The following is a 23808-nucleotide window of genomic DNA, read 5'->3' on the forward strand; positions in this document are numbered from 1 at the left end:
TTCCACTTATTATTGATATCCAAATCCAACTTTTACTCCATGTGAATGTATAATTCACGTGGAGCTTTTTTGTATTCGTCTAGGTTCAAGCGTTCACTTCTATTTGCAAATGCATATATTACTTTTATTCATCTCCCCTATTAAGTTGTGAAACCAACATAAAAAAAGGCTTGTGTCTAGTAAATAAACACAAGCCTCGCACTATTATTATTGATAGATTTGACTACCTGCCTTTTTAAACTCCGCTGACTTTTCCCTCATACCTTCATGGATGGCTTCTGTTGTATTTAAATCCTTTTCTTTAGCATAATTACGAATATCCTGGGAAATTCTCATGCTACAAAATTTAGGCCCGCACATTGAACAAAAATGAGCCGTTTTGGCTCCTTCTGCTGGCAATGTTTCATCATGATATTCTACTGCACGCTCTGGATCAAGAGAAAGGTTAAATTGATCGCGCCAGCGGAACTCAAAACGCGCTTTTGACAGTGCATCATCCCGTTGCTGTGCACCTGGGTGACCCTTTGCTAAATCTGCAGCATGTGCAGCAATTTTATAAGTAATAACCCCTACTCGAACATCCTCCCTATTAGGTAAACCTAAATGTTCCTTCGGTGTCACGTAGCAGAGCATAGCAGTTCCAAACCAACCAATCATCGCCGCTCCAATAGCAGATGTAATATGGTCATAACCTGGCGCAATATCTGTTGTCAATGGACCTAATGTATAGAAGGGAGCTTCCTTACAAACCTCTAATTGCTTGTCCATATTTTCTTTAATCAAATGCATTGGAACATGACCTGGCCCTTCCACCATTACTTGAACATCATGCTTCCATGCGATTTGCGTTAATTCGCCTAATGTTTCCAGCTCCGCGAATTGTGCTTCATCGTTAGCATCCGCGATTGACCCTGGGCGTAAGCCATCTCCTAATGAGAAGGCTACATCATAAGCTTTCATAATTTCGCATATTTCCTCAAAATGAGTATAGAGGAAGTTCTCTTGATGATGGTATAAGCACCACTGCGCCATAATGGACCCACCCCGAGACACAATACCCGTTACACGGTTTGCGGTAAGAGGGACATAACGTAAAAGGACACCTGCATGAATAGTGAAATAATCTACCCCTTGCTCCGCTTGTTCAATAAGCGTATCACGGTACACCTCCCACGTTAAATCCTCAGCCACACCATTCACTTTTTCTAATGCCTGATAAATTGGTACTGTCCCAACGGGTACTGCAGCATTTCGAATAATCCATTCTCTCGTTGTATGAATATGCTTGCCAGTTGATAGATCCATAATATTATCAGCGCCCCAGCGTGTAGCCCATGTCATTTTTTCGACCTCCTCTGCAATCGAGGATGATACGGCTGAATTTCCAATGTTCGCATTAATTTTCACATGGAAATTACGACCGATAATCATTGGCTCTGCCTCTGGATGATTAATATTGGAAGGCATAATAGCTCGGCCTGCTGCAATCTCTGAACGTACGAAATCTGGGTCCATATTTTCGCGTATCGCTACAAATTCCATCTCAGGTGTAATAATTCCCTTTCTAGCATAATGAAGCTGTGTGACATTTCTACCCTTCTTTGCACGTAAAGGCTTTCTCACCAATTCCGGGAAGACATTTTCATGGATACGTGGATCATCAGCACGACGAAAACCATTATCCTCAGGTTTAATCGTACGTCCTCCGTATTCCTCAACATCCCCTCGCTCTTGTATCCAAGGACTTCGTAAAGCAGGTAAGCCTTTTGTAATATCCACACGAAAGGCCGGATCTGTATATGGTCCACTCGTATCATACACTCTAATCGGGGCATTTTCTTCATCTCCAAAGCTACCAGTCGTCGGACTTAATGCAATTTCACGCATTGGTACTAATATATCTGGACGAGATCCTTCCACATAAACCTTTTTACTTCCTTCAAAGTTAGACATAATCGTAATGTTCTTTTCACTAATTGCTGACATGAGCTACTTCTCTCCCTTAAATATATTATAGGCAAGGACCGAATCTAGCTCACCCAACAATCAAATAAAATAAATAAAGGCCGAATCCAAAATAATAATTGGATCCGGCCATGAATGTAAAGGGTCTATTGATTGCACGTAATAGGCAATAGCTTCTTAACTTTCCCACGCTGGTATGAGCCAGATCAGGTCCAAAGGGTCAAGAAACCTCTATGCGTTTCCCTCTCAGCCTGACTCATCAGACCCCCCTAGTTAATACTATTCAGTTTGATGCTAGTGTAGCAGATATTGCTAAGAGATGGAAGTTATCATTTAAATATTTTCTATTAGGTAAACATTACATCCGCAATATAAATCACAATCGTGACCGTTATACAACTCACAATGGTTGAGAATAAAACGGTTTGTGCAGCTGTTGCCGACTCTACATCATACTCTAATGCTAGACTTGAACTGTTGCGGGATGTGGGAAAAGCACTTGCTATAAATAATGATTGTGCCACAACCCCATCTAAACCCAGCGTATAGATAATGACTAAAGCCACGGCTGGTCCGATAAATAATCGCGTGAAGCAGCTGACGAATACTGTTTTATTAAACATCGTTTTGATCTCCATCTGAGACAATTGGGCGCCTAGCGTGATTAATGCAACGGCAATAAAACCATCTGCTACATGGTCTATTGGTATTTTAATAAACTGCGGAATGCCAATATCAAAATAATTCATGCCCACACCGATTATTAAAGCGTGAATAATAGGCATTTTTATAAAGTCCTTAAAAATCGCCATGCCCGATTTAGTAGAGGAAATTAAATTATATAAACCATACGTATATGTTGTCATGTTTTGAAAGATAACGAGTATAACCTGGATGGCTACACCAATAGGTTGAGTGGCAAAAATCATTTGAGCTACCGGAATCCCATAGTTCCCAGAGTTAATGAGTACTACACTATTTTTAAAAACAGCCGCCTCAGTTTTGGCGAGGCCAAGCCCTTTCGCTAAAAAGTGACTAAGCAGCATTTGACTACCGATAAAAAGTACAACAAACAATCCGACTTCTCCTAGAACAGACAGCTTTATATTCGTCTCATATAAATTAATAAATACAGCGGCTGGCATAAAACAATATGTAATAAGCTGTGATAATGCTTTTAAATTAAAGCGAAATTTCTTTTGTAGAATAGCACCTAGTACAAGTAATACTAAAATAGGTGCGACAATTTGAAAGAAAATCATTCCAAGATACACCATATTGATGTCCCCCCTCCCTTTTAATAGTAGTGTCGATCATGCACTTGGTCAATGACACTTACTTTCATAATTAAAACCGTTGATTTCCACTACGGACGGGGCGCGCCTTGTTCCTATGGTTGAAAAGATTCAAAAAATCAAATCAATGAACGAGAACAATGTACACAATGTAAGAATTACCAAAACTCATTCATGGCCATGTATGATTAGGCAGCAAAGAATTATTTTTCATGAAGTAAAAATGAAAAAGGAATCGAGCATGAACTTCTCGATTCCTTTTATCAACAGTCTGAGCTACCTTTAGATTTTAGGTAGCCTTTTTCTTTACGCAAGCTTAAATAGATTAACTACCTCTTGCAGTTCATTAGAGATATCATTCATATTTTGCATAGACTCTGCCACTTTTTGCAATTCTGCTTGTTGGTCCATTGCAGAGGCACTTACTTGCTCAGCAGAGGCCGCTGTTTCCTCTGATATAGCCGATATACTTTGAATGGACATAATCGCTTGATTTTTATGCTCTAACATAGTAGACAACTGTGTCATTAGTTCACTAATAGAAGTTGCAATTGCACGTGACAAATCACTATTATCTTTAAAGGCCAATTGCGTGCTTTGTACGGACTCATTTTGAGATTGCATTAAGTCTGCATTTGATGCAATGACTGCAACTGTTTGCTGAGAATTTTCTAAAATACTTTCTACCGTGCTTTTAATAATTTCTGTTTCAGTTTTTGATTGCTCTGCCAACTTTCTTACTTCTTCCGCCACGACAGCAAAACCTTTTCCATGCTCACCAGCTCGTGCAGCCTCAATACTTGCATTTAAAGCTAATAGATTAGTTTGCTCCGTAATGCTTTGAATGGAGGCAATAATTTGATTAATATTGGCAATATTAGAAGCTAGCGATTCCATTTGCTGCTGAATACGGCTGTTCATCTCATTCGTCTCTATATTATGTTCATGTAAACTTAGAACCTCTTGCATGCCTTTTTCTGTTGTCACATTTGTCTTGTTGGATAAATCGTCCATTTCATTCGAAAGCGCAGTAATAGCGTCTATTTGATCCGATAAATCCATCATACGATAGTTCGTTTCTTCAGTATCCTCTGATTGCTTCGATGCACCCTGTGCAATTTCATTAATGGCTACTGATACCTCTTGACTAGAGGACACGATTTCATTAAACGCCTCATGTACCTGGTTAGAAGATTGGTTCAATAGAGTCGTGGAGTTTAACACCGCTTTAATAGCACTATTAGTTTTATCCAACATATTATTATAGGCCAATGCGACTGCCCCAATTTCATCTTGTTTAATATATTTATCCTCTACCATTTGTGTTAAATCACCTGCTGCTGCTGTTTCAATTGAAGCACGTAAAAACTTGAGCGGCTTTAACTGTTTGTAAATAAATAGTACACTTGCAGCAGTCATCAAGGCTACCATTATAATGGATGCTATAATCGTATATATAAATACATGGTTATATGTTTCTAAAATTTTTGATTCAGCTAATACGATTTGAACGGTCCAAGTTTCGTCAATGTCCTCTAAAATCATTGGAGCAAACACATTATAAGCTTGATCCTTTAGTTCATTAGACTCTATGTACATACTTGTTAGCTCGCCGTTTTCCATTGTCTTACTTATGCTTGTCCAAGCAGGGTCGTCTTGCATATTTTGCCCATCCAGCTCTTTACCGAAGCTGTTAGCTGTTAGTACACCGTTATTTGTAATAATTGCCGCATAGCCGCCTTCCGGAGCAACAGACTTTGTCAGCTCATTTAAATAATCAATCGATACATCCGCCGTCAATACACCAAAAAACTTCCCTGAAGCATTGACTAATGGTACAGAAATTGTGGTCATTAGTACGGTTTGACCGTTTACACTATAGTCATAGGGCTCCGTTAAAACGGTCCGTCCCTCTTCTTTTGGCACCCAGTACCATTGGGATACATTTTTATCATCAACACCTTCAATAAGAGTGGTCGTTATTTCATTACCATTTTTACTTAAGTATGGTCCAAAACGTTTTTTGGAATCTACCAATGTAGCCTCATCATTTGGGTTTACAATAAGAGAATTCTGTTCAAAGATAGCTCCTACCCCTAATAAATCATCATTATTGGCTAAATTATTTTCCATGATGTCTAAAACACCTTTGGTAGATAGCGTCTTATTCTTCTCCATACTTTCAACGATCCGTTTCGTTGTTTGTAATGTTGTATTGGCTTTTTTAAAGCGCTCGCTCATAATAGCCGCTGATGATTCAGCCGTTTGCAATGTTCCATACTCTGCATCTTTAACACTTTGCTTTTTTATAATCATCCCCGTTGTCACTGTATAGGATAAAAATAATACTAGAAACAATCCTATTATTAGGGAAGATAGTTTCAATGCAATTCCTCTTGATTTCTTCATCACAAACACCCCCACTTTTATAAATAATCATAATGGATGGAAGGTCGTATCTCAATAAAATATTTAGCGAATAAAGTAGAAATTTACATAATTATAGATAAAAATACAGGCATATTAATAGATTTTTCTTATATATTTCAAAGTACTTATGACTCATTCAAGTTGCAACAATTAGTAAAACATACACTTAAAATACTAAATTATAGTAAAATATGCTATATTATCTATTAGATAAAATGATTGGAGTGACTTGCATGACAAATAAAGCGCTATCAACATTAATAGCCACGGCTATGACAGCGACACTAGTATTACCAGTGGCTACTGCACAAGCCTCTTCTTCCCTAAATCAATCAAGCTTATATGAAGCACAGTTTCAAGTTGCAGCAACAAAAAAAGTGGTCGGCAATGCCGTAACGATTAAAAACATTACAAATGATACGGTCATTACAACAAACGGTACATTTAGAATCCACAATGATTTAAAGCCCCTTTTTGATCATTCAAACAAAACAGCATTAACGAATGCATCGGCCACCATTGTCGTAAAAAACAAGCAAATTATTGATGTGACATCATTAACATTAAATAAAGCTGGTACGAGTAAAAAATCAGTATATTTTGATGGGGGTGACGCTCATGTTTCTGGTGATGTTACTGTGAACGCAGATTATGTAAACATACAAGACATTACGATTGATGGTCAGCTAATCATTACAAACAGAGTAAAAAAAGCTATTACACTTGATGACGTTTCTGTGAGCGATACGATTACACTAAAACCACTAATTATAAAGAAGAATGACTGGCTGTATGTTACGCTAAGAGATATGAAATCATCTACTATCAATGTAGCACGTACGAAGGTGAATATATCTTCTGACCAAGCGCTTTCTAAAATTGATATAGGAGGTAAAGTTCCTACTTTTGAGTTGAAGGCAAATGTGGAAAAGCTAACGATCAATGTAGAGGAAAACTTCAACCTTTTCGGCGAGGGCAAAATTGAACAAATCATTGTCAAAGGCGGAACAAAAGTAGCATTAAATTCTGGACACCAGGTGGGTAAAGTACAAGTAGACAATAAAAGCGTATCCGTTACCCTACCTGTTATTGATAAAAAAGAGCTAACTACGCTACTAGCATCCCCCCCTTACGTACAGGTTTCTATAAATGGATACGATATTTTAACAACTGACAAATGGACAATGCAGGTTGATCGTAATATTTTTGATTCTGCTGTGGCCAGCGCCAAAGCTGTAGCAAACAACAATAGCGCCTCACAAGAACAAGTAAAGAATGCTATTACACAATACAGAAATGCTTTATCCGTCTATCAAACTGCTCAAAAGTACGGCTTAAAATATGGCTATGGCTACGGCAATAGCGATAAAGCTACTCTTCAATCTTTAATCAATTCAATTCAGTATGTAACGGTTTCGTGGGGCTCAGATGTTTACCATAATAATCCATGGACAACGCAAGCTGAGAGGAACGCTATAGATTCCGCAGTTTCAGCTGCTCAAGCAGTTGTTAATAATTATTACGCTACTCAAACTGATATTACGAGTGCTATCAATAACTTAAACAATGCTATTTGGACTTATAAGAGTGCTTATAAGTATAATAATAATTATTATTATGGTAATAAATACAGCTTACAAACGCTTGTTAATCAGGCAAAAGGGATGTATGTGACTGTTTCAGAGGATGGATCAGGTTTATCATCTAATACCAATTGGACAACGTATATGGAATGGTACATTTTCGACTCGGCCGTATCATACGCTGAAACGTTTTTATCTAATAATTATTTCTCTGACTACGAAGTCTCATATGTCATTAATTATTTAAACACCGCTATTTCAACCTATAAAGGCCAGTATAAAAAAGGGAAAGATTAAATTCTTTCAGCTTGAAATAAAACAATGATGCTGACAAAACAAATCAATGAATATAACGTTTGATCAATGAGTTTCATAAACCTGTTAGGACGAAAACTAGGAACAACTATATCATCGAGCTTGCGTTAACTTCTCAATGGCTTTTATTTCAATCTAGGGACTCTGCAAACTGCAAGAGTCCTTTTTATAATCATTATTCTATATAGTTAAACATTCATGTGCGTTAGCGCATTGGTCTGCTTCCATCTTTTATACCAATTCTCAATTTCCTCACTTGGTTCCACCGCCAAATGCTCCTGAAGCGCTTTTTTTAACAGTAAGTATTGCTCCTCAACAGCCGCTACATTATTCAGTAAATCGTAAAGTTTCATCAGGATGAAATAGTTTTCCTCTTCACCTGCAAAAAGAGCTTGAACTGTTTCCTGTACCTTAATAGCAGCTGAATAGTTTTCATTTGTTATATAAAATTCACTAAGCTGATGGGCATGATGTAACCATAGTCGCCTTAAACGCTCTTTCTCACTTTCTGCCCATAGATAATCACAATCGCCTAAATAATCACCAGTATACATTTGGAATACTTGTTCATGCTGATCCACGGTTGACTTTTCTAGTGAAGGTAAAGCTTTCAAGCTAGACAGCCATTGTTCTACATCTACAACAGTTTGTTCCAACAAAAGTTTATAGCCTGAATTGAGCAATGGACTTGAAATTTGCACACCTTCCAGCCCATAGTTTTTTAATGTTTGACGTATTGTATAAATGGCCGTATAAAGTTGTTTCGATGCTTTATCTCTATCAGACTCTGGCCAAAATAACTCTAAAATGGTATCACGATATATAATTTCATCACGGTGATTAAGTAAGTAAGCAAATAACTCTTTCGCTTTGGATGTTCGCCATTTTAAAATTTGTGTTTGGCCGTCTGGCGATACGACATGGAGCCCGCCAAATAGATTAATAATTGTAGAGTTCATTGAACTTTTTTTGTGTTTATTATTGATCTGTTCAAGACGATCCAATGTCTTTTCTAAACGTGAAATTTGTATGGGTTTCAATAAATAATCAACAGCATGTAAATTAAAGGCATCTAAAGCATATTGATCGAACCCTGTTGTAAAAACAATCTCTACATCTGGCAATAATTCTTGAATTTTCTCCCCCAGTGCTAAACCATCCATATCCGGCATGACTATATCTAAAAATACAACACTTGGTTGTATACTCTGTATCTCATCCATCGCTTTTAGAGAATCGGTGTATTCTCCAACTACTTCTATCCCTGGAACCTTACTTTCTTCAAGCAAGGTTTTTAATCTCGTTATTGATAAATATTCATCATCTACTAGCACGATTCTCATTATTACTCCTCCTTAAAAACTACTCCTTTACTTATTATCGTTTATTTTTCTAAAAAATTGAGAGATAGCATTACTTTTGAAGGATAAATAATCCAATTTGTAGACATCTACTGATATAGGATAAAAAAGAGCACGCCTCCAAAAAAACCATATTTTAACTATTCATAACTTCTATTATTTACCATAAAAAAATTAAAATAAACTGGCCTAACCGCTCATTTTTATATTCTCTCTGTCAGATGATTTTCGGTCATTACAGCCCATTATTATCCGGTAGTACTTGTCCCACAACAAAACAATTCTTTTTTGATGCCGTTTAAATAGGTACTGAAGTTATATACTCTCACTAAAAACACATAACCAATCTACCTATTCGGCCAAAAAATGCATAAAAAAATCCCAGGCTATGATAAAATTGATACAACCCCATATATTGGATAGATTTCCGTTTCGAATAATATAATTAGGAGGCATCTCATAGTATGAAAAATAAAAAAAAATTAGCTCTGCTGTCTTTAGTGGCAGTCCCATCGCTCCTTTATAGTGCACCAGCATCTGCTGCTAATGTGACTGGACAACCAAGCGTGGCATACATATACAGCACTTCTTACTACAATTCTAACGTGTCAAATGTTATACAATTGATTAACAATATTAACTACACAACCTCTACCTTCCAAGTAAATTTGGAGGCAGCACTTAAGGCCTACAATGCACTAACAGAGCTGGAAAAACAGTATGTAACAAACTATTCCACATTGTCAGCACATCAACAGACAAGGATTTCTTACCGTAAACTGGCAGCACAAATTGAGGAAAAGTTATATTCAGTAGAATCTACAGCTGTTAATTATTATCAAAATGTCATGGAAACAAGAGATTGGTATAATACCTTAAATGCAGCACAAAAAACTTTTGTAAGTGCAGCCGCGCAAAAAATATTAACATCATATATTGCGCCTAATACATCAGTTGATAAAGTAGTAAATAAAATTCAACTAATTAATTCATCTCGTCCAACTTTCCATAAAGATGTAGCTGATGCTCGAGCAGAGCTATATGCCTTACGTAGGTTTTCATATGTTTCTTTACCTACTGGGGTTGAACAACTTCTACTTGACGCTGAACAACTTGTATTGAAGGATAAGGCTGCTGCTAAGGCTGTAGAAAGTGCCATTGCAGCTCTATCACCAAAAACCTCTACTCCGCAGGATGTACAAGAAGTAAAGACGGCTTTTGAAGCTCTAACACCTGTACAGCAGCAACTCGTGCCAAATGTTTGGACTTTGGTTGATTTTGTCCAAGGGAAATATACACTCCCTTCAAAAGGGAACGTCCCTAAAACACCTGTACTATCAGATATGGTAGCTATACCAGGTAAAACAACGGCTATGACGAAAAGCAAGAATATTTATAAAGCCAAAATAAATGTTTCTGATTCCGAGATTGATACAGAACGCTTTATTTTAACAACAAAGGATAAAATAACAATTATTATTCCGCCACTTTATACATTAATCAATGAAGATGAAGGTGTAATCGACATTCAAGTAACAAAAAGGGGAGATCGCATTACTCTTCAGGCTACATTAAATAAAAAGCAAGTTACATTCGATGCGAACATGGAGATTATTATTGAAGGTTTATCAGCAAACTCATCGATCAACCACTTAAATGACTTTGGCAAGCAAGTACCAGCCGACTATATCGTTAGTGGAAACCGTCATATTATCCCAACAATGACACCTGGGACATTCCAAATCATTAGAAATTAAACATTTTAAAGCACTAAAGATACCCATTTCAAAGGTTTCTTTAGTGCTTTCTTAAAGCGCCCCCTTAACCTGTTGTCCATTTATGAGGCACCATTTATTTAATTTACTGTAGCTAATAGACGATTTACAATGAAATCAAGCTGTTTAGTTAATGAATATATATCATTGTAGTAACAAAAACCAAAATCAATTTCCACAAGTCTGCCTTCTTTAACAGCTGGAATAGCGGACCAAACTGGATGGTCAGTTAAATCTACCATCCCTTCATACGATGAACGAAAAACATAATCTCCTGCATACTCCGTTAATACTTCTAAGGATACATCTATCGCCTCCTGAGTATTATTCTTATCATCTATTTTCTGTTGAATAATTTCTGGCGCACGCATTCCTAAATATTCATACAATGCTTGAGAACCACGTCCAAAGGTATAACTTGTTACAACTGACATTTTCCCTTTGCCGCCTTCCATAATACTAACTGTTTTATCTAATACACCCACCGCTTTTAGCTGTTCTTTACTGTCTTCTACTTTTGTATAAAAATTAGTCAAAAGATCTTTTGCTTCTTTCTCTTTCCCCAGCACTTCACCAATTTTTTCTAAACGTTGATCTAAAGATGTTGTGGCGTCATCTATCACAATAGTTGGAGCTATTTTTTTCATCTGGCCATATAGTTCTTCATTCTTTGGAATAATGATGACATCCGGCTTTAATTGAATCACTGCCTCAACATTCGGCTCAAACCATTCACCTAAACTTTCGACTGTTTTTAATTCCTCCTCAAATGCAGCGCCCTCCTGTATCTTAGAAGAACCCACAGGTGTTACACCAAATGCTAGGACGTCACCAGTATAATACATCACAACTACTCGCTCAGGATTAACGGGTATTTCAACGTCCCCTTTAATAGTGGATACAACCTTTGTTTGTGATTTAATTGCTGTTTGTGCAACAGAGGTCTTATTTCCCTCGCCCCCCGTATTCGTAGATGTTCCGTTGCTACAAGCGCTTAATAAAAGTGTTAAGCATAGAAAAAGTGTTGCAATAGTTGATACTCCTCTTTTATTCATTGATTCATACTTCCTCCCTTTATATTGATAACCATTCTCAATATAATCTTGGAAGTTCCAATCGACAATGGAGTATCTTTCAGACATTGAAGGACTATCTTTTACTAGACGATCTATTTGTTCTTTTTGACGAAACTTTATGGGTGAGATCCCTACTCTTTTTTTGAATAGTCTACTAAAATAATAAACATCATGATAGCCGACGCTCATAGCTATATCACGTAAGCTAGCATCTGTCTCCACAAGCAAAGTGGACGCCTTTCCGATTCTTAGCTGAATTAAATACTCAATAGGACTACAGCCTATCTGTTGCTTGAATTGAATAGATAAATGTGATGGACTATAACGTAATGCCTTGGCAATTGTGTCTAACGTCAATGGTTTTGCGAAGTTTTCTTCTATGTATGCTTGAATTTGATAAGAGACATTCAACTTTGGGATGTCGAGACTCTCTTGATCTAACTGTATAAAAATTTCATTTAAAAATTGATAAAATAGTGATTTAACTGTAAATTTATCTAGATTACTGGCATTTTTCCATTTACTATACATTTGATGTGTTTTTTCGAACATAGTAACAGGTGAGCTTGGTACAAAACCGTATTGATATTTGAAAGGATTATTTCTATACATGGCCGCTACTACCCTTTTATTAGAAGTTAAAGGAATAAAGGCTCGATAGAATACCATATAGTATTCAAACCCTTTATCTTTAGCCATGATTTGCAGAGTAGAGCCCTTCCCACTGTGGATAAGATGAAAGCCCTCTAGTGTATATTTGTTTAAGTCTATATAGATATCTGCACTACCTCCTGTAGCATAAAGAAACATATTAGCAGGTAATTTATACAATTTACCAATTTCCTCAGGTTTGAATAGCTCATAACGTATATCTAGTATTTTTGTCGTGGCATGATTCCAAAGAAATAGAAACTCCTCATCAGGTAGCATTCTTTATCATTCCTTTCCATTCAGCTACTCCAAGTTTATTATAATTGATAATAGTTCTCAATTATATTTTTTAATAAATAGATATTAATAGAAAAATCACTCTGGCAATACAAGGCTAGAGTGATTTTGAACTTATCTTTATTTTCTTTTAACTTGTTGGACTATCATTTCCGTTACTTCTTCGATTTGCCCAAGTATAGAAATTGGATCTGAAAACCAGAAACTCCATCCATCTATTTCGAAAATTTGATCATTTTGTACAGCATCAAGTGTTTTCCAAACAGGTTCACTTTTATAATCATATGTTTCTGTTGCTTTATCAACTGCCATAAAAATATAATCACCTGCATATTCTGTAAGTAATTCAGGGGATAATTGCAACCAAGGCTTTTCAGGATCAATATCATCTATTACTTTTGATGGCGGCGTTAGTCCAAGCCCATCATAAAATGACCGCCCTGTATAACCATTACCGTATAATGTTATATCATTTTTTGCCCCGCCAGCTAAAATAGTAACAGTTTGATTCTTGCTTATAATATTTTGAACGGTTTGTTTGGCTTTTGCTACTCTTTGATGATAGTCATCTAACCATGCCTTCACTTCTTCCTCTTTATCTAATATTCTACTAAACTCCTCCAATGTCTCATCCATTTCTAAAGTAAACGGTATTAAAACAGTAGGGGCTATTTTAGAAAAGGCTTCATATTTCTTTTCATCACCTGTAATAATAAGGTCTGGCTTCAAATCTACTACGGCTTCAAGGGAATCCTCAAAATAAGTAATTCCTTCGTTATGGTCTTTTAAATAAGGGCTTTTCATATAAAGCTCCTGTGTACCTACTGGTTTTATGCCCAAGGTCAATAAAAAACCAGGGTACGTATCCGTTACGACACGTTTCGGGTCAACTGGAATTTCTACATCCCCTTTCACAGTAGAAACGATTTTCGTTGTGGACTGCACTTCCGCAGCCTGATTGGTTGCCGCCTTTGTCTCCACATTATTGGTAGTATTCATAGCACTACCAGAACATGCACTTAGCAATAAAGTGAAGCATAGCAATAAAGTCGTCATCATAGAGGACTTTGTCTTTTTATTCATCAGTAAATCTCCTTTTTGTTTATATTGATAATAATTATCATTATCAATATAATGTTGTATCCACTTTTTATCATTAGACAAAGAAAGCCGATACATAGGACGATACGATTTATGTTGTTTTGGTTGCTGCTTAAATTTCATGGGGGTTAGACCACTGTGCTTTTTAAAAATACGGATAAAATAAGAAACATCTTCATAGCCAACACTCGAAGCAACCTCTTGCAAGCTTAAAGTTGTATGTATTAATAACTGCCGCGCTTTTTGAATTCTTATTTGAATAAGATAATCAATAATACTTCTACCCGTCTTTTGTTTAAATTGCTTAGCTATATAGGGCACACTATAATTCAACATTTGGGCAAGTGATTCTCGAGTAATCGGTAGATTGTAATATTCGTCTATATAATTTTGAATTTGCTCCACAGGATCTGGCTGTTGAACATTGACATGCTGTTGATGTAATTGCTGCAAAAGTTCATAAATAATTTGGTAGAAAAGTGATTTGACATGGAAATGCCCTATATTGTTCTGTTTGAGCCACTCTCGATGCATAGTTTCTATTTTTTCCTGTAATGTGAGTGCATTTGTAACTTGAAAAGCATATTGAAGCTGAACAGGTTTTTCCCTTTCCCATAGCGCTAGCATGCCTTTTCTAGATGTAATAGGCAACGTCGCTTTGTAGAGAATTAAGTAGTACTCTAAACTATCTTCTACAGCACTAATATGTAGGCAGCTTCCTTTGCCAGCATGCGCTATATTAAAACTTTCTATCATATAAGATTTATTGTCTAATATTACATTAGCTTTCCCTTTGATAGCGTACAGGAAACCGCTAGCTGGTAAACGAAATGAGCTAGGCTGCTCATCACCATGTATCTTGATATACCGTATATCAAACACTTGGATAGTAGCAGACTTCCACAGAAGGATATGATCATCTATATTCACTGTTTGTATACACACCTTTCAAGTCAAATAATAGAATGGCCCCCTTGTAAATATTATAAATGATAAACATTCTCAATAATATCTAAAAATGTAATAATAAAAAGAAGCATCTTCACTAGGAAAGATGCTTCTATAAGTTTCTTAATTGAGACGGTTAAACTAAATAATCAATCACCATTTTCTACTATTTTTTATTCGTTAGCCAATTTGTTAATTCCTCAACTTGCGCCAAGACTGCTGTTGGGTCATAATACCATGAACGTTCCTCAGGCCAAACATAAAGATTATCATTTTTTACAGCTGGCAGGCTGCCCCATATTGGATCTTTCTTAAAATCTTCAACAGTTCTATCATTTGAAGTTAAAATAATGTAGTCTCCTGCATAATCTGCTAGTATCTCTTCGGAAATCTCAGCCCACTGCTTTTCCATAATTTCTTCTGCTACATTTGCAGGTGGCTTTCGACCAAATGACTGATAAACTGGCTGTCCTCCACGTCCAAAGTTGTCACCATAAACATAAATAGATTTGCCTGCATCTTCAATAATGGAAAAACTCGCTTCCTCTGGAATAATCGCATCTACCTGTGCTTTTGCATCGGCAATTTTTTGATCATATTGGGAGAGCCAATCCTTTGCTTCTTGCTCTTTTCCAAGTAACTCACCGAAATATGTAAGCTCCTCATGTGCATTTTTCAATTCCCCGTATGGGATAACTACAGTTGGAGCAATTTTACTTAAAGCATCATAGTTTTCTCCATTACCAGTAATAATCAAATCCGGTTTGAGTCCTAAAATCCTCTCAGTCGACGGTTTCCCATATACACCGATATCTTCTACACCTTTCAATGCTTCCTTTAAATAATAGTTTTTAAGAGCTAGCCCAGGGGCTCCCACTGGTTTGACGTCCAATACAAGTAAACTCGCAATATATTCCTCTGCTACAATACGTTGTGGATTAGTCGGAATAACAATCTCACCATTTGTCGTCTGAATCGTTTTTGTCTCTGCTTCTTTAGTATCTTGTTCTGTAGCTGGACTAGCGGTCTTTTCCTTTTCTCCACAAGCCGTTAACAGTAGAAGTAATAGAAGAAACAGTGGCGTTAAGAATTTTCTATTTTGTTTAAGCATTTTTTCCCTCCATACACATTAATTGATAATCATTCTCAATAATTGTAGAAGAATGACAAATATCTGTCTATGCATGAAAGTGATGTATTGCCCTGTAATTTTATGATGTCAGTACTTCCATCAGTTTTTGCAATTGAGCTGCTGTAGATAAAGGGTCATATCCATAAAATAATTCATACTGATTAATAAAATACACCTGCTTCTTTTGCACAGCCGCAAGTGACTGCCATTTTTCTGAGTGTAATACAGTTAATAGACACTCTTTTCCGAAATCTTTTGTAGGAAGAGCCGTTACAAATATATAATCAGCTGGAAAATGAACGATTTCTTCAATATCTACTGTTAAATACCCTGTTTTTTCTATATTATGTGTGACAATCTCATCTGGTCTACTAAACCCTAAATCTTCGTATAATATATGACTCCCCCTTCCATGACTGCTATTTAGACAATAAGCTGCTTGACTACCTATTTCCCAAACAATAGCAGTACCCCTTGCCCCAAGCTGTCGATCAAGAAGTTGATTGCATTGAGCTACCTGGTCATCATATTGCTGAAGCCAATGATTATACACTTCTCGTCTATCTACTAAATTGGCAATAAGCTCAAATTGCTCTCGCCAACTTAACTGTCTACATGGCAGCTCGAATATAGGGGCTAAAGACAGTAAAGATTGTTTTTCTTTGCCACCACTGTAGTTAATAATGACATCTGGACATGCTACGGCTATCTCTTTATAATTTGAAGTAATATCATACTCATAGCCCTTCAATTTCTGTGAGGAAGGAACAGACTTGATATTCTCTAAAAATGGGGAGTACACCCCTAACACTGGCGTAATACCTAATGCCAGTAAGCAGGCAGTATGATTGGCATTGAGTACAATGAGACGCTTCGATTTTTGATAATAAACTGTAGGCGATACACCGACAATTTCTTTAAATTTCCGGCTTAAATAGGTCCCCTCTCTGTAGCCTACTACTTGGGCTAAATCATCTAATTTTGGCATCCCTAATAATAGTTTTTTCTGAGATTCCCTTATTCTTAATAATGTTAAATATTCGCTATACGTATATCCAGTGTGCTTATGAAACGTACGAGAAAAATGTTCGGGACTTACCTGTGCTTTTTCAGCCATTTGCTCTCTTGTTAAGTCTTCATTGAAATGTAGATTCATATAATTAAGTACCCTATCAATCCACAAATCTTCTTGTTGTTTGTGAGTACGTAAATGGTGGTACAGTTCTTCTAACATTTCACCAAATAGTTTTTGTAAACGAAACGGATTACTTTCAACTGTAATTTTCGCTTCTCTTTCTATCTCCTTGACTAAATCCATGAGACGATATGAGCAATGTTCCATTAAAGTGGTGTCTTGTAATAAACTAACCAATTTGGGGCCATAGGCACGATATTGAATGACAACCCCTATACTTCCGCTTGCTTTAAGTAGATGGAAATCGTCCACATCATCCACAAACATAACAGAATTTGAGCTAAGCTGAAGCTTCCTACCTTGTAGCGTACACAAGGCATTACCCTCATAAAGTACAATGATAAAAGGGTATGCCGACTGATCTTTTTTGGCACAAAATAGTTCTTCTAATTTCATAATTTGAATAGGTTGATAAAAAACATGGGACAGTAACTGATTATCATTATACATTCTAGTTCTATCTCCTAAGCTCTTAATTGATATTGATTATCATTTTCATTATAATGGAATAGAATAATAGAAATCAATTGAATTGGGAGGCTTTTAGCTTTGACAAATTTTTTTAAAAAGAATTCCTTATTCACAGGTATTCTCCTTTTTTCGATGCTCTTAGCTGCATGTGGAAATCAATCATCTCCCTCAGCAGATAAGGCTAAAGTTAATCATTCAAATCGCGTGTTAACAGATTCTTTAGGTCATGAAGTAACGGTCTCCGAAAGTCCTCAACGTATCATTGCTCCCTATCTAGAAGATCACCTCGTGGCTTTAGGCATTAAGCCAGTAGCACAATGGTCAGTAAAAGGTGGGACATCTATTCAAGACTACCTTCAGGAATCATTAAAGGACATTCCAACAATTGAGTTTGATCTTCCCTTTGAAGCTGTTACAAGCTTTAATCCAGATTTAATTGTAATTGGTTCATCTGAAATCGCAGAAGGTGAAAAATACGAGCAATATAGGAAAATTGCGCCTACATATGTAATGGGAACAGAAGATAACAATTGGCGTAACAAGCTTCTGAAAGTGGGAGAAATTTTCGATCAAACAGATAAAGCAAAGGAAGTTCTTACAGATTATGATCAATTTGCTAAAGAGGCAAAAGAGGATATTCACAAAAAGGTGGGGAACCCTTCAGCCACTGTCATCTGGAATATTAACAATACAATTTATATGGTAAGTGATACAGCCTCGAGTGGTATTGTTCTTTATGAGGATCTTGGGCTGAAAACACCTAGCCTAGTGAAAGAAGTATCCGCCTCTGCTGCTGGTGATTGGTCACAAGTATCTTTAGAAAAATTCGTACAAATAGATGCTGACTATCTCTTTGTTATTAACAGTGATCGGGCAGGCAGCTCTACATTACTAAATGATCCTCTCCTAGCAAATATACCTGCCATTAAAAATGGCCATGTTTATGAGTTTGACCAAAGCTCAAGCTGGTTATATTCTGGGGCCATTGCTAATCGCCAAATCATTGAAAATGTGTTAAATAGTATCGCTAAGTAAAAATACCCCTTCAGCTACCTTACATGCTGAAGGGTTTTATTGTGTTCGATATTTTAAAAAGTCTCGAGGGCTCACCCCATATTTCTCCTTAAACACCTCAGCAAAATGACTTGGATTAGAATAGCCCACTGCATTAGCTACTTCCATAACATTCATGGTTCCGTTTTGTAATAATAAACTTGCCTGCTCCAAACGCTTCTCACGTAAATAGCCAAACACTGTTGTACCATACATCTCTTTAAAGCCTTTTTTCAGCTTAAAATCATTTAAACCAATTAAACGAGACAGCTCCATTAAAGAAGGAGGATTCATCATATTCTCAACCATGATAGCTTGTGCTTGAAAAAGTTTGTTTCTATCGTCACGTGAGAATTCCACCGGGTTTATGGATTGAGGGAAAAAGGACTGAAATGTACTTGTTAAAAGCTGTAAAGCTATGCTTTCTAATTGCAAATTAGTTATCTGATTAGCTGCTATCGCTTCTAGAAGCTGTTTCACCATAAGCAAGTCTGGTGGGTTTATTTTCTCTTGAAACAAGCGATAAGGAGACCCACGAAGAATCCTTGAAAATCTGCTGGAAGCACCATCATACTCATTGATTTTTTTCATGTAATGGTTAAACGTTGTTACAGGTATACCAATACTGACCATCTGATAAGACTCATCTTTATTAAATAAAAAATTTGCCTCTATAGATTCCATCAATTGCAGTGTGCATGTCCCTGCCTTTACCCTATATTCACAATTAGAAATGTGAACTCTTCGTGTTCCCTGCAAGCAGTAGCTTATTTCTACCATTGGCTTCGTTGTTAAAATATTCATTTGATAGTCTTGATGAAATGAATAATCTGATATAACCACTTCTAAATCTGTACGGGGCAAGAAACGATGAATTGCCCCTTCCTTCATTGTTGATTGGAATTCCATATAATGTATGGACGTTTCCTGTGGCTTTAGTACATTTAATGCCTGAAAAAATTGAGTGAAATTTTGATGAAAGTCCACATTCATAGAGTTCACCATCTCCTTAGCACTTCAATTGAGAATTATTATCATTAATTATCTAAAGTATAACCTAAGTCCAATCTTTAAGCTATGACATTATACCTCTTCATTCTGTTTTTCAACCAATGTACATACGAGTACTATACATAAAAAGAAAATAATCGCTCCAAAGCCATATGCAACTGAAAATCCACCAAAATACTCAATCAACCAGCCAGCTAAGCCTGGTCCTATCATTTGACCCACTGCATAAAAAATAGAAATAAAACCAATAGCCGATGCAACATTCTGAGGAGACACTTCTTGACTGGCTTTCATTTGTATTAACACCAGCACACCACCAAGTGATGATCCCCAAATTATAGAGGATACTATAAATCCTCTAATGTTAACTAACATAATAGGCAATAAATCTCCAACGACCGATAATAGTAATGCTATTATTAATGCCTTTTTAACACCCATTTTATCTGCTAGCATTCCCCAGAACGGTGCACCTCCAATCGAAACAATCCCTGCAATGGCATACACAGTACCTGCCGTTGCACTGGACATACCAAGATTCATCATATAGCTTGTTTGATATATATTTGGTATGAGATAGACAAGACCTACTGCAAAATAAATTCCTGCTATTATATACAGTCCTTTACTGCGCCATACCGCAATGTGTTCCTGTGTAATATCCTTTTTAGAAGTATGCGGTTGCTTTATGGTCCAAAAAGCCAGCAACATTACAATCACCGTCAAAAACGCGAATATTAGCCAAGTTCCACGCCAACCTGATACAGGAAAATGCTGTAGCATAAATGGTACGAGTAAACCGGATAATAGCATCCCAATACCAGCGCCGCTCATTAACAGCCCCATCACTATCCCTCGTTTCTTGGGATATAAACTAACAGCTATCGATAATAATGGTGTATACACAAGTGCACTTCCTGCTCCGACAAAAAACAGTGAAATAGCAGCCCACCCAAAATTAGTGACGAACACTAGACTCGTTAACCCTAAAACGACACAGCCCCCTCCTACTAATAGAACTTTTTTTGCACCAATACGCATTGTAAGTATTCCTGACATACCTACAGTAAATAAATAACCTAAAAATAATATCGTACCTAGAGAACCAGATTGAGAGGTTGTGAAGCTCATTTCTTCCTGCATAAAAGGCAAAATAATACCATATGACATACGAGCAAATCCTGTAGTCGTGACGATTAATAACATACCTGTTATGACGAACACCCAAAATTTTTTCATCCTTAAACCCCTTTCATTGTTGAATCATAGTGTAATAAAAGGTTAACTTTCTACCGATTAAAGGATGATAATACGGTCAAACGGATTTTAATTTCTGTCGTAAAACATCATCAATGCGATTTTTGGATAAACCTCAATGACCTATATTTAGTTTGTCCATTGTTCTAAGATAAGGTTTAAATTATGCTAACTTATGATAATGATTATCAATTACGGAGGAAAAGATATGAAAAAATTAAACCGACATATGCTCATTTGTAGCCTCTTACTACTGGTTGGAGTCCTATTGGCTGCTTGTGGTTCTAACAATGAAGAGACTAATCGAAAAGAGACAGCAACGGCAGAACCGACAACACGTATTTATAAGGATTATTTAGGTCATGAGGTAGAAATCCCTGTGAATCCTGAGAGAGTAGTTTATCATGGCGAAGGATACGGGGATGTGCTTGCATTAAATATCAAAACAGTTGGTGCAGGATTCTCATGGATTACTGATTATGCTTGGGAAGATCGTGTAAAAGATGTAGAGGACGTTGGTTTTCCGATTAATGTAGAGCAAACATTATCATTAAAGCCAGACCTTATTATTATTGGTACATCTGATGAAAAGACATATTCCCAGCTTTCTAAAATCGCTCCAACTATAGTGTTTGATACGTTCGCCCCATTGAACCAACGTTTAACGGAACTGGGCGATATACTTAATAAAAAAGAAGAAGCAGCTCAATGGATAGAGGATTATACTGATAAGGCGGATAAAATGTGGGAGTCGCTTGTGGCTGTTGGGACTGTTAAACCAGATGAAACTGCATCTGTATTAACATACTACCCAGGAGATCGATTATTTGTAATGGCACGTGCAGGGCTTTCTCAAGTTTTATACGATTCAAATGTTCTTAAGCCTGGTGATAAGATTCAAAAAATACTTGATGATGGAACAGGCTTTGCTGAAATCTCTACAGAGCTTCTTCCTGAATATGCTGGCGATCGAATTTTCATCCTAACGCCAGTAACTGATGAAGCGAAACAATCGACAAAAGAAATGATGGACAGCCCTATTTGGAAAAGCTTACCTGCGGTTAAAAATGGGCATGTATACACGATTGATATTCAGAAAAGTGATAGCGATGCCTCAACTAGAGAATGGTTATTAACAGAATTACCTACTATGTTAAAAAAATAGATTTAAAGAGACATTTCATCTTTGTTGAAATGTCTCTTTACTTTTTATACAATAAAGTTAATTGATAATCATTTTCATTTAGCAAGGACGTGAATAAATGGAAGACAATCATTCTTTTAGTCATAATTTATTATTTCATTTAGTAGATATTGACTGTATTTCACAGAGCTACCCTTTTATTTGCCCATCACACCATACGATGATACTTTTTACGGATGGCTGTGGGACATTAACGATAGATGACAATCCCTATTTGGTGACCAAAGGAAAGATTTTTCTTATACAACCTCATTCCATGATCGATTTATCGGCTCTAACAAATGAATTCTGTTTCTATAAAATAACCTTTACAGCTTTCCAGCTACAACAGGAGCTACCTTCTCCTTATCTAGGGCCTATTTTTTCTGCTGAAGTGGAGCATACCGTTTATCCGAATACACGGTTTATCCGTCTTACAGAAGATCTATATCAATTAAAGACCAAATCGGATTATTTTAAACAGCAAGGCGTTTTATATGAACTATTACATTTATTATTTGAACATCAGCTTCATAGAAATGTCCAATTAACTATGACGAAGGCAGTCGAGGAAACGATCAACTATATACATAAATATTATCAACAGCCTTTAACAGTTAAGATGCTAGCTGAACTTGCTCATATCGCCCAATGGCAATATAGTACAATCTTTCAAACTTTAACAGGGAAGAAGCCGCTAGATTATATTACAGAATTACGTCTTACAAACGCAAAGGAATTATTACTACAAACTAATGAGCCATTAAAGGATATTGCACAACAAGTTGGATTTGATGATGAATATTATTTTAATCGCCGCTTCCGACAGGTGATCGGTATTCCGCCAAAACAGTTTGCACGACAATATAGGCGACGAACAGTGGTAAAAGATTGGACTGGACATGAAGTCATGATCCCATCCGCCCCCCACCGGATTATTTATCACGGAGAAACGTTTGGGGATATGCTGATCTTTGATGTTCAGCCAATAGGCGGTGACAAGAAGTCTATTAGTAAATCCTTTTATAAAAACCATGTTCCTTCTATTCAAGATGTGGCCTTTCCCATTAATCTTGAAAAATCTTCGAAGCTAAATCCAGATTTAATTATCTTTACAAATAATGATGAGCAGCAATATCAAGCACTATCATCAATTGCTCCAACTATTACCTTAAATTCTTGGGATTCGTTAGAGGAACGCATCCTTCTATTAGGACAATGGCTTAGCCAACAACAACGAGCAGAAGATTGGCTAGCCCGCTATAAAGTCCAAGAAAAATCAATGTGGCAAAAGCTCCAATCAGTCATAGACCCGGGCGAAACAGCAACGGTCTTGACCTTTGATCATGGTAAACGCCTTTATGTCATGGGCTGTACAGGTCTATCCCCTGCTCTTTTTCATCCAGATGGATTTCAGCCTCACCAGCAAGTTAAAAAATTGCTTCAATCAGGCAATGGATATAAAGAAATACCGACAGATCACTTACCAAAGTATGTTGGTGATCGAATTTTCCTGCTCTTATCGGATAAACCCGACTCGCAAATGGCCACGATGGAATTAATGAATAGCGATATTTGGAAGGATCTCAAGGCTGTACAGAAAAACCACGTATATTTAGTAGATGCAACAAAGTGGAATTATAGCGATGCCTTTACGAGAGAAAAGTTACTTGGCGCATTACCGAGATTATTAATTACTACAAAGTAAT

15 protein-coding genes and 1 riboswitch are annotated in these 23808 nt (G+C 36.7%); of the genes, 5 read left to right on the top strand and 10 right to left on the bottom strand.

The features are described from left to right. Positions 1-207 precede the first annotated feature (207 nt). The 3 genes from thiC to AC1Q6O_RS20085 all read right to left on the bottom strand — a co-directional run bounded on the left by thiC (position 208) and on the right by AC1Q6O_RS20085 (position 5669). On the bottom strand, positions 208-1986 hold the full coding sequence (thiC, locus tag AC1Q6O_RS20075) for a phosphomethylpyrimidine synthase ThiC (RefSeq protein ID WP_171365882.1): 1779 nt from the start codon (positions 1984-1986) through the stop codon (positions 208-210). Positions 1987-2131: 145 nt separating this feature from the next. Beyond that, positions 2132-2246: riboswitch (TPP riboswitch) on the bottom strand. Between the two features lie 66 nt (positions 2247-2312). Beyond that, entirely contained in the window at positions 2313-3242 is a 930-nt protein-coding gene (locus AC1Q6O_RS20080) for an AEC family transporter (protein WP_171365883.1), read from the bottom strand. A 324-nt stretch (positions 3243-3566) separates the two neighbouring features. Next, positions 3567-5669, bottom strand: coding sequence for a methyl-accepting chemotaxis protein (locus tag AC1Q6O_RS20085; protein ID WP_090003034.1), 2103 nt, complete (start codon positions 5667-5669; stop codon positions 3567-3569). Between the two features lie 254 nt (positions 5670-5923). On the opposite strand from AC1Q6O_RS20085, the gene AC1Q6O_RS20090 reads away from it, so the two are divergent. Beyond that, on the top strand, positions 5924-7570 hold the full coding sequence (locus AC1Q6O_RS20090; RefSeq protein ID WP_253734949.1) for an S-layer protein: 1647 nt from the start codon (positions 5924-5926) through the stop codon (positions 7568-7570). A 206-nt stretch (positions 7571-7776) separates the two neighbouring features. On the opposite strand, the gene AC1Q6O_RS20095 is transcribed toward AC1Q6O_RS20090, so the two are convergent. Further along, positions 7777-8931 carry a response regulator gene (locus AC1Q6O_RS20095; protein WP_089986924.1) on the bottom strand — a complete coding sequence of 385 codons (1155 nt, stop codon included), beginning with the start codon at positions 8929-8931 and terminating at the stop codon, positions 7777-7779. A gap of 482 nt (positions 8932-9413) precedes the next feature. On the opposite strand from AC1Q6O_RS20095, the gene AC1Q6O_RS20100 reads away from it, so the two are divergent. After that, complete coding sequence (locus AC1Q6O_RS20100) at positions 9414-10706, top strand: hypothetical protein (protein ID WP_089986923.1); 1293 nt, start codon at positions 9414-9416, stop codon at positions 10704-10706. Positions 10707-10804: 98 nt separating this feature from the next. Here the strand turns inward: AC1Q6O_RS20100 and AC1Q6O_RS20105 are convergent, their stop codons facing one another. The 4 genes from AC1Q6O_RS20105 to AC1Q6O_RS20120 all read right to left on the bottom strand — a co-directional run bounded on the left by AC1Q6O_RS20105 (position 10805) and on the right by AC1Q6O_RS20120 (position 17574). Then, complete coding sequence (locus AC1Q6O_RS20105) at positions 10805-12730, bottom strand: AraC family transcriptional regulator (RefSeq protein WP_342550680.1); 1926 nt, start codon at positions 12728-12730, stop codon at positions 10805-10807. 138 nt (positions 12731-12868) lie between these two features. Beyond that, complete coding sequence (locus AC1Q6O_RS20110; RefSeq protein WP_492402053.1) at positions 12869-14794, bottom strand: AraC family transcriptional regulator; 1926 nt, start codon at positions 14792-14794, stop codon at positions 12869-12871. Between the two features lie 169 nt (positions 14795-14963). Further along, positions 14964-15908 (bottom strand): ABC transporter substrate-binding protein, encoded by a 945-nt coding sequence (locus AC1Q6O_RS20115; RefSeq protein ID WP_089986920.1) that lies wholly within the window; start codon positions 15906-15908, stop codon positions 14964-14966. 100 nt (positions 15909-16008) lie between these two features. Beyond that, a complete protein-coding gene (locus AC1Q6O_RS20120; RefSeq protein WP_089986919.1) occupies positions 16009-17574 on the bottom strand; it encodes an AraC family transcriptional regulator in 1566 nt (521 codons plus the stop codon). A gap of 99 nt (positions 17575-17673) precedes the next feature. On the opposite strand from AC1Q6O_RS20120, the gene AC1Q6O_RS20125 reads away from it, so the two are divergent. After that, the gene (locus AC1Q6O_RS20125; RefSeq protein ID WP_342531571.1) at positions 17674-18630 is read left to right on the top strand and encodes an ABC transporter substrate-binding protein; all 957 of its coding nucleotides are present in this window, start codon (positions 17674-17676) and stop codon (positions 18628-18630) included. 36 nt (positions 18631-18666) lie between these two features. Here AC1Q6O_RS20125 and AC1Q6O_RS20130 read toward each other — a convergent pair whose 3' ends face one another. Together AC1Q6O_RS20130 and AC1Q6O_RS20135 are read right to left on the bottom strand one after the other, a co-directional pair. Further along, positions 18667-19641 carry an AraC family transcriptional regulator gene (locus tag AC1Q6O_RS20130; RefSeq protein WP_164908750.1) on the bottom strand — a complete coding sequence of 325 codons (975 nt, stop codon included), beginning with the start codon at positions 19639-19641 and terminating at the stop codon, positions 18667-18669. Positions 19642-19731: 90 nt separating this feature from the next. Next, entirely contained in the window at positions 19732-20898 is a 1167-nt protein-coding gene (locus AC1Q6O_RS20135) for an MFS transporter (RefSeq protein ID WP_107922586.1), read from the bottom strand. A gap of 226 nt (positions 20899-21124) precedes the next feature. Between AC1Q6O_RS20135 and AC1Q6O_RS20140 the strand changes: the two genes are divergently transcribed. Further along, positions 21125-22081, top strand: coding sequence for an ABC transporter substrate-binding protein (locus AC1Q6O_RS20140; protein WP_107922587.1), 957 nt, complete (start codon positions 21125-21127; stop codon positions 22079-22081). Positions 22082-22178: 97 nt separating this feature from the next. Continuing rightward, on the top strand, positions 22179-23807 hold the full coding sequence (locus tag AC1Q6O_RS20145; protein ID WP_090003027.1) for an ABC transporter substrate-binding protein: 1629 nt from the start codon (positions 22179-22181) through the stop codon (positions 23805-23807). Position 23808: the final 1 nt, after the last annotated feature.

The organism is Lysinibacillus sp. GW823-FHT06C08, assembly GCF_058795135.1.